This is a genomic window from Phyllobacterium sp. TAF24 (genome assembly GCF_052113785.1).
In the GTDB taxonomy this organism is placed as follows: Bacteria; Pseudomonadota; Alphaproteobacteria; order Rhizobiales; family Rhizobiaceae; genus Phyllobacterium.
The window spans coordinates 38,091-51,571 of the sequence record NZ_JBFRDN010000036.1 but is presented as its reverse complement, the minus strand read 5'-3'; the positions used below and the strand labels follow the sequence as shown (position 1 = coordinate 51,571).

Sequence of the window (13,481 nt, the reverse complement as noted above, 5' to 3'; positions counted from 1 at the left end):
ATATTGAGGATATCAACAAGAAGAAGTTCCCGGACTTCCGCAAAGGCACCATACCCGGAAAGCCAACAGAAGGTGGCTCCGACAATAAAAAACAGAGTGAACGGGTAAAGCAGCGAGGAAACAATCATCCCCGCTGCCAACAAATGATAAGCAAGGAAGCGCTGAATGCCCAGTTGCCTTAGCAATATAACAGGCCGGCGCATCTGAACGAGCCAGGTCTGTATCCAGCCTTTGAACCAGCGTGTGCGTTGGCGAAATCATATGTCAATTTCGGTGGGTGCGTCTTCAAGGGTTGGACGCGAAATCATCTCGATCCGATACCCCAGTCGAGCCAGACGGGTTCCGAGTTCCGCATCCTCGGTGACATTGTGTGGGTCCCATCCTCCAGCGGCTCTCAAGCAATCATAACGAAAATGATTGGAGGTGCCACCAAGCGGCAGCACCAACCCATGATGCGCAAGCCACGGCAGGAAGCTCCTGAAATGGGCCGCATACTCGAAAGCGAACATCCGCGCGATCATGCTTTCATGGGCATTGGCCACTTTGAGCGGAGCCTGAAGACATCCAAGTTTTTCATCGGCCGATTGGAAGCGCTGGAAGGCTTCAAGCAACTGGTCCGGATGGGGGCGATCCTCGGCATCATAGATGACAACAAATGCCCCCTTCGACAGCAGCAATCCGTAATTGAGTGCCTTTGGCTTCGTTCGCGGACCGCTGCCGGATATTGGCAGGACGTCAAAACACTGAGGCATTTCTTCACGCTTGAGTGCAGCCAGCGTCGCCTCATCGTCCGCTTCGCACAGAAACAGAACCTGTAGTTTCGATCGTGGCCAGTTCAGCCCCAACATGGCTTTCACCAGTTGCGGAACAATGTCGGCTTCCTGATAAAGCGCCACCATAACCGTGTAAACAGGAAGCTCATCGGGTCTGATTTCAAGCAGAGGTGATAGGCTATCGCTACTCAAGCTCCTGCAAGCAGCCAATCGCAACGTGACGCAGGAAAGGAAAAACAGGGAAAGAATAACGTGCAGCCCCTGCCATGTCAGTCGCGCGTTGTGAAAGGTCAACAACAGAAAACAGGTTGCCAATACGCCGAGTAAAACACCTTGCTGGCCTGTCAGGACAATTTTTGCCGAGTATTCCTGATGTGTGTCCTCGACCATTCTTGATGCTTCATTGACGAGCAACTTTTCGTGGCCCGATCTTAGAAGCTCACGCACACCTGACGGCGTGGTTACCCTCAATCGCGTTACTAGATCATCGCGCTCTGACAGATCGCGCTTGATAACAGCTATATCATTGATGGTTGGCGCGATATAAATCAGCGCATAATTATCGCGGGTGAGTACCGTTGCGATGCGTGCGCGTGGCAGAATGCTCAAATTCAGGCCCCCGCGTAAAACAATGGTCGTGCTTCGGGGAACCTCTTCAAAAGCCACCCCCACTACATCAGCAATACACTGCCCGACCAATCCATCATCGCCGCATGTGCTTGCATAGAGTTCATCAATAAAAGACGTGTTGTTAATGATGGAGGCCGTGAAAGCAGCTTCTATCAACGCTTTCGCCAATCCCGCACGATAGAGTCGCGCAGCCAGAACAACCTCAATTTCACGGGAACGCACTGGCCGTCTACTGGATATATGTTTCCTGAATGCTCCCGATGGATAGAACGTATTTCTTTCGCAATGAACAAGCCAACATTATAAACTCAACCTACAATTCGAAATTGAAAATGAAGTTCAAAACAATTTATAGCTTTATAAACAATAGGTTATACTTGTAGGCATGATTTGTATCCATAACAATCCATCGAAAGTCGAAGCCAGTTATCAAATCCGGTGCTGCCCGGCAGATCGGCACGAGATAAACCCGACCACAACCATCAAACCTGTCATGTCAGAACCAGCCGTGCTAATCTTCGGGCAAATCACACCAGCTTCTGAGATCGAATGCATATCCGGACAATCGCTTTTTGCACTGCAGGTTTCCTCATGGCGGGGCTGTCCCAAGCCGTTGCCGCATCGGATTTTCCGCATTACTGGGATGGGCGGGAACATGTCGCAAAACCTGATCTTTCCACGGTCGAGCGTATCCGGTTTGTCACCACCGTGGATTATCCGCCATTCAATTTCGTAGACGCAAGCGGGCGCATTTCCGGTTTCAATATCGATCTGGTACGGGCCATCTGCAACGAGTTGAATGTGACTGCGATTTGCCAGATCGAAGCGCGGCCATGGAACGAACTGCAGCAAACCGTAGAAAACGGTGAAGCCGAGGCGATTATCGCTGGTTTGAAACCCACAACAGCGCTGCGAGAAAAGTTCGCATTCACCGCTCCCTATATGCGCTTGCCTGCCCGTTTCGTTACCTTGAAGGAAACGGTGCTTGCGGAGCCTTTGGCTGACAAGCTTGAGAGCAAGGTGGTTGGCGTCGTTGCCGGGTCCGTTCATCAGGCGATTTTTGCTGATTATTTTCCAAAAGATCGATGGGTCGGCTATCCCACGCGCGAATTGATGTTGAAGGATTTGCTGGACAAGAAAATCGACGCGGTTTTTGGCGACGGGTCTGATCTGTCGTTCTGGATTGGCAGTCCGGAAGCCAAGAATTGCTGCGCGTTTGCTGGCGGACCCTACATTGCGCCGCAGTTTCTGGGCGATGGTATGATGATAGCCACCACGACGAAAAACACCGATCTCGTTGATGCCTTCAATTTTGCGTTGAAATCCATGGAAGAAAAAGGCACGACCTCTGAACTCTATCTGCGGTACTTCCCCGTCGATTTCTATTGAAATTACATACCAGCAACCCCGTGTGACGCCGTGGCAATTGACGCGGCGAAGCTGCCGCCATAGTGTCCGCGCGCTTCACCACATGGCAGGAAAACAGGAAACCGAGAATGACGTCGCGCCCCAATACCCAAATCGAACTGACCCCCGAGCTTATCGCGGCGGCAGCAGAGGCCAAAGCATGGCCCTTCGAAGAGGCGCAGAAGATTATCAAACGGTATGAGAAATCCGGTTACCCTGAAACGGTCCTGTTCGAAACGGGTTACGGTCCATCCGGTCTTCCCCACATTGGCACATTCGGCGAAGTGGCGCGGACCTCGATGGTTCGCCACGCCTTTCGCGTCCTGACAAACGACAGCGTCAAGACAAAGATTCTGTGCTTTTCAGACGATATGGATGGATTGCGCAAGGTTCCAGACAATGTACCAAACCGGGATATGATGGCGTCATATCTGGGCAAGCCGCTCAGCCGCATCCCTGATCCCTTCTCCAACGAATATCCATCGTTTGGCGCCGCCAATAATGCCCGGTTGCGGGCATTCCTCGACCGCTTCGGCTTCGATTATGAATTCGCATCCGCCACGGATTATTATACATCGGGCCGGTTTGACGAGACGCTGCTCAAAATGCTGGCTGCTTATGATGATGTCATGAACATCATCCAGCCAACCTTGGGTGAGGAACGCCGCGCGACCTATTCGCCGTTCCTGCCTATCAGCCCCACCACAGGCATTGTCCTGCAGGTGCCCATGATTGCCCGCAACGTGCAAAAGGGTACCATTACCTATGAAGATCCGGATACCGGCGAGCACATAGAAACGGAAGTCACCGGCGGCAAAGTCAAGTGCCAGTGGAAGGCTGATTGGGCCATGCGCTGGACCGCGCTTGGTGTTGACTACGAAATGGCCGGCAAGGACCTGATCGACTCCGTTACGCTGTCATCCAAGATTTGCCGCGCTATTGGCGGCCGCGCGCCCGAAGGCTTCAATTATGAGCTTTTCCTTGATGACAAGGGCCAGAAGATTTCGAAGTCGAAGGGCAATGGCCTGACCATTGATGACTGGCTGACCTATGCCCCGACCGAGAGCCTGTCGCTCTATATGTTCCAGAAGCCGAAGACCGCGAAAAAACTCTATTTCGACGTGATCCCGAAGGCAGTGGACGAGTACTTCACGTTCCTTTCCGCGTATCAGCGGCAGGAATGGAAGGAGCGGCTGGGCAACCCGGTCTGGCATCAGCATTACGGCAACCCGCCCGTACTTGATATGCCCGTGCCTTTCGCCATGCTGCTCAATCTTGTCAGCGCTTCAAACGCCGAGAATGCTGATGTTCTCTGGGGCTTCATTTCCCGCTATGCGCCCGGCGTGACACAGGAGAACAATCCGAAGCTCAACGAACTTGTCACGTATGCGATCCGCTACTTCAATGATTTCGTCAAGCCGACGAAGAAGTTCCGTCCGGCCGATGAGGTTGAACTCGACGCACTGAGGGGCATTGATGCGAAACTCGCGACATTGCCTGCGGATGCGGATGGCAATGCGATCCAGAATGCCATGCTGGACGTCGCGCGTGGCATTGAACGCTATCAGGATCACACCAAGAAGAGCCCCGAGGGTGGACCCGGCGTATCCGTGTCGTTCTTCCAGATGCTCTATGAGGTGCTGATCGGACAGGAACGCGGACCGCGCTTTGGCTCTTTCGTCGCGCTTTATGGGATCAACGAAACACGGGCGCTCGTCAAAAAGGCATTGACGGGTCAATTGGCTTAGTTCTTCCATATCAGGAGTAAAATCCTCGGGAGGAATGGATGATTGACCATACCGGCGTGAACGTCAGCAATTTCGAAGAGAGCAAGAAATTCTATCAGAAAGCGCTGGCGGCCATTGGCTATGAACTGATTGTCGAGTTTCCCGCCTCCGTCACCGGAAGCGCTGATGTTGCCGGTTTTGGCGAAGGCGGCAAACCGGATTTCTGGATTGCCAGCGGCACACCGAACAATCCCCCTGTCCATGTTGCGTTTCGTGTCGGCAATCGTGCGCTTGTGGATGCTTTCCATAAGGCAGCGCTTGAGGCCGGTGGCAAAGACAATGGCCAGCCCGGACTGCGTGCCCATTATCATCCTGATTATTATGGGGCCTTTGTGCACGATCCGGACAGCCATAATGTGGAAGCTGTCTGCCACGAGCGTTGAGGAGTTAAGCTCTCTACTGCGGCTTCGGCGGAAATGATGCGTCAGGTGCAGTCACAGGCGGCAGCGCTGGCTGTAGCTCTGGCACTTCGCCGGAAGAGTCAAGCAATGGCGCCTCGTCAATTGCGGGAAGCGTCGGGGGCGGACTGCCAAAAACTCCGAGCTTCGCCTCCTGTGCCCTTTTCATGTTTTCGGCCAGAGATGTGCCATCACCGGCCCGTGCCCAGCCATTATCAACCAGCCATGCGGCCAGATTGATGGTGCCAAGCTTACACTGGGTCGAAATAACCGCCTCCGGCGGCTGACCGGGGACATTGCACTCTATCGCTCTGGAACGCAGCCAATTGCGAAAAGCAGTGCGGGCCGCCATGCCGCAGGGCCATGATGCACCGCCGTCAATTGCACAGGTTTCATCAGGGGATATAATGTTGATGCCCTCAACAGCGATCTTGTAGCCGGAGGCCTCAACTGCCCCCGCAGCGGTCGCCACTGGCCGGTAAAGCAATTTGGGTCTTGCCGTATTATCAACCGGCACAGGCGGTGGTGGCGGTGGCGGCGGTACTGCCTGCCCGATTTCGCTCAGAGGTTGACGTGGCTCGATGCGTTGCAGAGGTACTGTTTCCTTACCCGTAAAAGAAAAACCATCCGGATCAACCTGCCGTGCAGCAGTTGTTGTTTGTGATACTGGAGGTGCTGCTTCCTGCGGCTGGTCAGAGGCACCCGGCGCCTCACCGTCCGCATCATCGGGTATCTGAAAGTTTTCCGGAGCAATCGTCACATCTTGTCCGCTTACACCTGATGATGGCAGCCCGATATAAAACGGCGAGATGAAGACATAGGCCAAACCAAGCCCGACCAGAATGGTCAGGACATAGAGCGGTATCTGACGCATGGGGGAATTCGCTCCCTATTATTGGCTGGCCCACAATATCCGGGCAATCCAGTCGATATGAACCGCATCGAACGTCCGGTTGGCGTGCTCCGGGTTCATCGAAAGCAGTTCAATAGTGCGTGGGGTCTGGCGTGCGAGAATCTTGGCCATGACCTCACCCTCTTTTGTGCGGACAACGACACGATCGCCGCGCCGCACGGGCGCACCGGGAGCGACAATAATGGTGTCGCCGTCGCGATAGAGCGGCAGCATGGAGTCGCCGGAAACTTCCAGCGCATAGACGGCATCCCCCGATCCAACGGGAAATTCAACCACATCCCAGCCTTGCCCAACCGGAAAGCCGCCATCATCAAAAAAACCACCCGCACCTGCCTGGGCAAAACCCAGCAGCGGTACGGAGCGCATCACACCGCTTCCGGCCCTATTGCCCTTGCCGCCGATAACCAGCAGCATGAATTCATCCAGAGAAGCGCCCGTCGCTTCCATGATCTTGGCCAGCGATTCCGTCGAAGGCCACCGCGCACGGCCATCGACAGCATAACGTTTGGATTTGTTGAATGTAGTGGGGTCAAGCCCGGCACGCTTCGCCAATCCCGAAACGGAAAGCGAATGACGTTCCGCCAGCGCATCAATGGCCGCCCAGATTCGGTCATGTGAAAACATCAGATTCTTCCAGATAAAGGAAAAAATACCTTTACTAAAGTTCTAGGAGCAATTTGTGGAAAAGTCGAGATAAAACGCGGAAAACTTTCTTATGTTCGTGGTTCGACAAGCTCACCATGAGGGAGAGGGGTGATGCAACGATAATCGCAAAGAGTGCAGCACAAAGACTGCAGATCACAACTGTTGCAGAACTTGACTCCCTTGCATCACCCCTCTCCCTCATGGTGAGCTTGTCGAACCACGAACCACACAACAACAACCCACGATATCCATGCAGAGCTCCAATTGAACTATCTGCAATAACAATGAGGGGATCAGTATCTGATCCCCTCATCTTTTAATCAGGCAGCTTTTTTCTTCTTGGCTTCAACCGGATAGGGATTAAAGCGCTCATAGAAGGTTTCACCTGTCTCAGCCATATCAAGCAGCAGTTTTGGTGCCTTGAACTGAGCGCCATACTTCTTCTGCAAACCTTTGGCGATCTTCACGAACTTCGCTGCACCGATACCATCGATGTAGGACAATGTTCCGCCCGTATAAGGTGCAAAACCGAAGGCCAGGATCGAGCCGACATCCGCTTCGCGCGGATCGGTGACGATACCCTCTTCCATGACGCGAGCCGCTTCCAAGGCGATGGTAAAGAGGAAGCGCTGCTTCAGTTCTTCCACATCGATCTTATCGGCATCCTGTTGCGGATAGAGCGTCTTCAGTTCTGGCCAAAGATGCTTCTTGGCTGGCTTGGCCGGGTAATCGTAGAAACCCTTGCCATTCTTGCGGCCGCGACGGTCATACTTATCGACCAGCGTGTTGACCAGTTCCACATGGCGCGGATCGACAGCTTTCGGGCCAAGATCGGCAAGCGTTGCCTTGAGGATTTTCTGCGACAGGTCGATTGCAGTTTCGTCGTTGAGCGCAAGCGGTCCGACCGGCATGCCTGCCATGCGCGCAACATTCTCGATCATTGCAGGCGGAACGCCTTCCACGAGCATGTTGTAGGCTTCCGACATGTAGCGCAGGACGCAGCGATTGACATAGAAGCCGCGGGTGTCATTGACGACAATCGGCGTCTTCTTGATTGCACGGACATAGTCCAGCGCAACGGCCAGCGCCTTCTCGGAGGTCTTCTTGCCCAGAATAACCTCGACCAGCATCATCTTGTCGACGGGCGAGAAGAAGTGAATGCCGATGAAGTTCTTTGGCCGCACCGAAACCTTGGCAAGACCGGTGATCGGCAATGTCGAGGTGTTGGATGCAAACACGGCTGCGGGCTTCAATACGGCTTCCACCTGTTCCGTTGCCTTGCGCTTGACTTCACGGTCTTCAAACACAGCTTCGATGACAAGATCCGCACCATCAAGTTCCGCATATTGCGTTGTCGCGGTGATCAGCCCGAGGAGCTTTTCCTTGTCCTCGGCAGTTGCCTTGCCCTTCTGGACTTCCTTGGTAATCAGGTCAGCCGTATGCGCCTTGCCCTTGTCGGCAGCTTCCTGAGTCTGGTCGATCAGAACGACAGGAATACCGGCTTTCGCAGTGACATAGGCAATGCCTGCGCCCATGAAACCGGCACCGATAACACCGATCTTCTTGAACTTGGTCGGTTTGACGTCGACAGGACGGCGCGCACCCTTGTTCAGTTCCTGCAGGGAAACGAACAGCGAGCGGATCATCATGCCAGCTTCCGTGCTCTGCAGGATGTTGGTGAAATAGCGCTGCTCGATCTTCAGACCCGTATCGAAAGGCACGAGAAGGCCTTCATAGACGGATTTGAGGATGGCGGCGGCACCCGGATAATTGCCATAGGTTTCACGGCGCAAAATGGCCGTTGCGGCTGGCCAGAGATTGGCACCAGCTGCCGAATAGATCGCGCCGCCGGGGAGCTTGAAGCCCTTTTCATCCCATGGCTGGACAGGCTTCAAGCCTGCCTTGATCATCTTCTTGGCTGTTTCAACGAGCTTCTTGGCCGGAGCAATTTCGTGCACCAGACCCATGGCCTTGGCGCGCGCAGCGGTCAGGCTTGAACCGGTCGTCATCATCTGCAGGGCGTCCTGCTGGTTGGTCAGGCGCGGAACGCGCTGTGTGCCACCGGCACCGGGGAAGATGCCAACCTTGACTTCCGGCAGGGCCATTTTCACCGATGGATCATCGGAAACAACGCGGCCATGGCAGGCCAGCGACATTTCGAATGCGCCGCCCATGCAGGTGCCGTTGATGGCGGAAACCCAAGGCTTGCCCGATGTTTCAAGCTTGCGGAACAGGCCGCCCATCTTGCCGGTGTTTTCGAACAGAAGTTCGACGGCCTTCTTGGGGTCCTTGGCTTTTTCATCCTGAAACAGCTGGAACATGCGCTTGAGCATGGTCAGGTCAGCGCCGCCGGAGAATGTATCCTTACCAGAAGTGATCACGGCGCCCTTGATAGCTTCGTCCTTGGCAACCCGGTCGACGATGGCGTCGAGTTCCTTCATCACCTCTTCGGTGAAGACATTCATCGACTTGTCAGGCATGTCCCAGGTAACGAGCGCAATACCATCAGCGTCGACGTCGAATTTGAAGTTTGTATAGCTCATCCTCTGCTCTCCCTCAGACGCGTTCGATAATGGTTGCAGTGCCCATACCGGCACCAATGCACAGTGTGACCAATGCTACATTCAGGTCGCGGCGCTCCAGTTCGTCAAGAACCGTGCCGAGGATCATCGCACCGGTTGCGCCGAGCGGGTGGCCCATGGCGATGGCGCCACCATTCACGTTGATCTTGTCACGCGGGATGTTGAAAGCCTGCATGTAGCGTAGGACCACGGCGGCAAAAGCTTCATTCAGTTCGAACAGATCAATGTCCGAAATCTTCATCTTGGCGCGCTTCAGCAGCTTCTCGGTGACATCAACCGGGCCTGTCAGCATCAATGCCGGATCGGAACCAATATTGGCAAAGGCACGAATACGGGCGCGCGGCTTGGCGCTAAGCGCCTTGCCTGCACTCTTCGAGCCGAGAAGAACGCCAGCAGCGCCGTCAACGATACCGGAGGAGTTGCCGGCATGGTGGACGTGGTTGATGGTTTCAACTTCCGGATGCGCCTGTATGCCAACGGCGTTAAAGCCGCCCATTTCGCCGGGCATCACAAAGGATGGGTTGAGGGAAGCCAGCGCCTGCATATCCGTGGTCGGACGCATATGCTCATCATGGTCGAGGATTGTCAGGCCGTTCTGGTCCTTGATGCTGAGCACCGAGTTCTTGAAGTAGCCCTTCTTCCAGGCTTCACCGGCACGCTTCTGGCTTTCGACCGCATAGGCGTCGACATCATCGCGGGTGAAACCATATTTGGTGGCGATCAGATCTGCTGATACGCCCTGCGGCATGAAATAGCCGGGCAGACCAACGGATGGGTCCATGTACCAGGCACCACCAGACATGCCCATGCCGACGCGTGACATGGATTCCACGCCGCCAGCGATAACGATGTCATCGGCACCCTGCACGATCTTGGCAGCGGCAAAGTTTACCGCATCGAGACCTGACGCACAGAAGCGCGAAATCTGCATGCCCGGCGCCTTGAAATCGTAACCGGCTTCAAAGGCGGAAGAGCGCGGGATAACAGCGCCCGCTTCACCAACGGGATCAACACAACCATAGATGATGTCATCAACCAGTCCCGTGTCGAGACCATTGCGGTCGCGCAGCGCTTCCAGCACCTTGGCACCCAGACGGACGGCCGGCACTTCATGCAGGCTGCCATCCTTCTTGCCCTTGCCGCGTGGTGTGCGGACGTGGTCATAAATATATGCTTCGGCCATTTCATTCTCCCTTTTCGAACCGTAGCTCAGAGGCTGCGGGCGATCAAAAGCTTCATGATTTCATTGGTTCCGCCATAAATCCGCTGAACGCGGGCATCACGGAACATACGTGCGATCGGATATTCATTCATGTAACCATAGCCGCCATGCAGCTGCAGGCATTCATCGACAATTTTGTTCTGCAGGTCACTGAGCCAATATTTCGCCATGGAGGCAGTGACCGGATCGAGCCCGCCATTGACGTGGCGCTCCACGCAATGATTGTAGAAAACGCGGCCAATCGTGGCTTCCGTCTTCATCTCAGCCAGCTTGAACTGGGTGTTCTGGAACTCGATGACCGCCTTGCCGAACGCCTTGCGTTCCTTGACATAGTCGGAGGTGATCGCAATGGCGCGTTCGGCCATGGCAATCGCAGTACCACCGATCTGGAGACGCTCCTGCGGCAATTGCTGCATCAACTGGACGAAGCCCTCACCTTCCTCGGTTCCGAGCAAATTGGAGGTCGGCACACGGACATTGTTGAAGAAGAGTTCCGACGTGTCATTCGACTTTAGCCCGACCTTGTCGAGATTGCGGCCGCGCTCGAAACCTTCCTGCCCGTCCGTCTCAATGACAATCAGCGATGTGCCCTTTGCGCCCTTGGCAGGGTCTGTCTTGGCAACGACGACAACCAGATTGGCCAGCTGACCATTGGTGATGAACGTCTTCGAACCATTGATGACGTAATGGTTGCCGTCCTTCTTGGCGCTTGTTTTCACACCCTGAAGATCGGAACCAGCGCCCGGCTCGGTCATGGCTATAGCGCCAATCAGTTCGCCGCTTGCCATCTTTGGCAGCCACTTCTTCTTCTGTTCTTCAGAACCATAGTGAAGAATATAGGGAGCCACGATCGAATTGTGCAGGGCGATGCCGAAGCCATCGACGCCCACATGGCTAATGGCTTCAAGAATGGCGCTCTCATGGGCGTAGGTGCCGCCCGCGCCGCCATATTCTTCCGGCATCGAGGCACAGAGAAGGCCATTCTGGCCAGCCAGTTCCCAGACAGAGCGGTCAAAAATTTCCTGCTTCTCGAAACGGTCGTAGTGGGGCAGAACCTCGGCTTCGAGAAACTTCGAAGTCAWGTCCTGCAACATCACCACATCTTCAGTTTTCCAGTCGGGTTTTGGAACGCCCAACACATCTTCCGGCCGAATAGACATTTCCAACCTCCCTAGAAATCATCGCTCATCACAAATGGGGGCCTCCGCCCCCATTTGCCAGAAATCAGAACGCTTCTGCGGCCAGCGTCATCATGGTGTCCGCGCCGGTCTGGATGCGGGCCAGATGAGCCGATGTCTCGGGCATCACACGTTCCATGAAGAACTTTCCAGTGACCAGTTTGGTCTCGTAGAAATCCTTCTTGGCGGCGCCTTCTGCCAGTTTGGCATGGGATGCCTTGGCAATCTGCGCCCACATATAGCCGAGCGAAACCAGACCAAAGAGATGCATGTAATCGGTTGAGGCTGCGCCAGCATTATCAGGGTTTGCCATGCCGTTCTGCATCAACCACATGGAGGCAGCCTGCAGATCGTTAAGGCCCTTCTTCAGATGCTTGGTGAAGAAGGCGAGCTTCTCATCGCCGCGGTTCTCTTCGCAGAAATCGCCGACTTCCTTGAAGAAAGCCATGACAGCGCGGCCGCCATTGGCACCAAGCTTGCGGCCAACGAGATCGAGCGCCTGTACGCCATTGGCGCCTTCATAGATCATGGCAATACGTGCATCGCGCACATACTGGCTCATGCCATGTTCTTCGATATAGCCGTGACCACCATAGACCTGCTGCGCCATGACCGCATGTTCAAAGCCCTTGTCGGTCAGAACACCCTTGAGGATAGGGGTCATCAGGCTGAGAATATCATCGGCAATCTGCTTGTCGCCTTCATCATCCGAACGGTGTGCCACATCAGACTTCAAGGCAGACCAGAGAATGAACGCGCGGCCCGCTTCATTGAATGACTTGATGGTCATCAGGATACGGCGAATATCCGGATGAACGATAATCGGATCGGCCTTCTTGTCCGCCGCCTTCGGTCCGGTCAAGGAGCGTCCCTGAATACGCTCGCGGGCATATTCAACAGCATTCTGGTAGGCGATTTCGCCAATGGACAGACCCTGCAGCGCAACACCCAGACGCGCTTCGTTCATCATCGTGAACATGGCGCGCAGGCCCTTGTTCTCGCCGCCGATCAGATAGCCGGTGGCTTCATCATAGTTCATCACGCAAGTGGAATTGGCGTGGATGCCCATCTTTTCTTCGATGGATCCACACGACACACCATTGCGGGTACCGGCATTGCCGCTGTCGTCAAGATTGAACTTGGGAACGATAAACAGGGAAATACCCTTCACACCCTCAGGCGCGCCTTCGATACGGGCAAGCACCAGATGGATGATGTTATCAGACATGTCATGTTCACCGGCCGAGATGAAAATCTTCTGGCCTGATATTTTGTAGGAACCATCGGCATTCGGCACGGCCTTGGTGCGCAGCAGGCCAAGATCGGTGCCGCAATGGGGCTCGGTGAGGTTCATCGTGCCGGTCCAGGTGCCATCGACCATTTTCGGCAGATAAGTCTGCTTCTGGTCGTCACTGCCATGGGTGAGGATTGCGGCAATCGCACCCTGCGTCAGGCCGGGATACATGATCAGCGCCATATTGGCAGAGGACATATATTCACCAACGGCAACGTGCAGCGCATAGGGCAGACCCTGACCACCGAATTCCGCCGGTATGGAAAGGCTCATCCAGCCGCCTTCGCGATACTGGTCAAAAGCCGCCTTGAAACCCTTTGGCGTCGTGACAGTGCCATCCGCATGGCGCACGCAACCTTCATGGTCGCCGGACTGGTTGATCGGAAACAGGGTGTTCTCCGCCAGCTTGGCACCTTCGCTCAAAATTGCTTCGACGATATCCGGCGATGCATCAGCGAATCCTGGCAGATTGTTGTAGCGTTCATAGCCCAGAACATCGTTCAAAATGAAAAGCGTGTCTTCAACGGGCGCGCGATAACTCGGCATCAGTTTCCTCCAAAACATAAACGAGCAAAACGGCCCGGAGACTTCGGTGCCGTCGGATTTTCCATCTCTCTAACAAATTTTGACGTTTCCGTAAACGTCAAAATTT

The 13,481-nt window shown here is 54.7% G+C and carries 11 protein-coding genes; 4 read left to right on the top strand and 7 right to left on the bottom strand.

What is annotated here, in order from left to right:
* Window positions 1–182, top strand: a 182-nt coding sequence (locus AB4Y96_RS22985; protein ID WP_441920145.1) for a hypothetical protein, incomplete at its 5' end; no start/stop codon positions are given.
* 75 nt (window positions 183–257) lie between these two features.
* Here AB4Y96_RS22985 and AB4Y96_RS22980 read toward each other — a convergent pair.
* The gene (locus AB4Y96_RS22980; protein WP_441920144.1) at window positions 258–1,625 is read right to left on the bottom strand and encodes a glycosyltransferase; all 1,368 of its coding nucleotides are present in this window, start codon (window positions 1,623–1,625) and stop codon (window positions 258–260) included.
* A gap of 369 nt (window positions 1,626–1,994) precedes the next feature.
* Between AB4Y96_RS22980 and AB4Y96_RS22975 the strand changes: the two genes are divergently transcribed.
* From AB4Y96_RS22975 to AB4Y96_RS22965, 3 genes are all read left to right on the top strand, one after another.
* Window positions 1,995–2,792, top strand: a complete 798-nt coding sequence (locus AB4Y96_RS22975; RefSeq protein WP_244518542.1) for a transporter substrate-binding domain-containing protein — start codon at window positions 1,995–1,997, stop codon at window positions 2,790–2,792.
* A gap of 107 nt (window positions 2,793–2,899) precedes the next feature.
* Window positions 2,900–4,558 carry a lysine--tRNA ligase gene (locus tag AB4Y96_RS22970; RefSeq protein WP_441920142.1) on the top strand — a complete coding sequence of 553 codons (1,659 nt, stop codon included), beginning with the start codon at window positions 2,900–2,902 and terminating at the stop codon, window positions 4,556–4,558.
* Between the two features lie 38 nt (window positions 4,559–4,596).
* Window positions 4,597–4,980 carry a VOC family protein gene (locus AB4Y96_RS22965; RefSeq protein ID WP_441920140.1) on the top strand — a complete coding sequence of 128 codons (384 nt, stop codon included), beginning with the start codon at window positions 4,597–4,599 and terminating at the stop codon, window positions 4,978–4,980.
* 13 nt (window positions 4,981–4,993) lie between these two features.
* Here AB4Y96_RS22965 and AB4Y96_RS22960 read toward each other — a convergent pair whose 3' ends face one another.
* From AB4Y96_RS22960 to AB4Y96_RS22935, 6 genes are all read right to left on the bottom strand, one after another.
* Complete coding sequence (locus tag AB4Y96_RS22960) at window positions 4,994–5,869, bottom strand: thermonuclease family protein (RefSeq protein ID WP_441920138.1); 876 nt, start codon at window positions 5,867–5,869, stop codon at window positions 4,994–4,996.
* A gap of 18 nt (window positions 5,870–5,887) precedes the next feature.
* Window positions 5,888–6,532, bottom strand: coding sequence for a LexA family transcriptional regulator (locus tag AB4Y96_RS22955; RefSeq protein ID WP_441920137.1), 645 nt, complete (start codon window positions 6,530–6,532; stop codon window positions 5,888–5,890).
* 341 nt (window positions 6,533–6,873) lie between these two features.
* Window positions 6,874–9,096 (bottom strand): 3-hydroxyacyl-CoA dehydrogenase NAD-binding domain-containing protein, encoded by a 2,223-nt coding sequence (locus tag AB4Y96_RS22950; protein WP_441920135.1) that lies wholly within the window; start codon window positions 9,094–9,096, stop codon window positions 6,874–6,876.
* Between the two features lie 13 nt (window positions 9,097–9,109).
* Window positions 9,110–10,318 (bottom strand): acetyl-CoA C-acetyltransferase, encoded by a 1,209-nt coding sequence (locus AB4Y96_RS22945; protein WP_091886362.1) that lies wholly within the window; start codon window positions 10,316–10,318, stop codon window positions 9,110–9,112.
* A 26-nt stretch (window positions 10,319–10,344) separates the two neighbouring features.
* The gene (locus tag AB4Y96_RS22940; protein ID WP_441920132.1) at window positions 10,345–11,517 is read right to left on the bottom strand and encodes an acyl-CoA dehydrogenase family protein; all 1,173 of its coding nucleotides are present in this window, start codon (window positions 11,515–11,517) and stop codon (window positions 10,345–10,347) included.
* Window positions 11,518–11,581: 64 nt separating this feature from the next.
* Window positions 11,582–13,375 (bottom strand): acyl-CoA dehydrogenase C-terminal domain-containing protein, encoded by a 1,794-nt coding sequence (locus AB4Y96_RS22935; RefSeq protein WP_441920130.1) that lies wholly within the window; start codon window positions 13,373–13,375, stop codon window positions 11,582–11,584.
* Window positions 13,376–13,481: the final 106 nt, after the last annotated feature.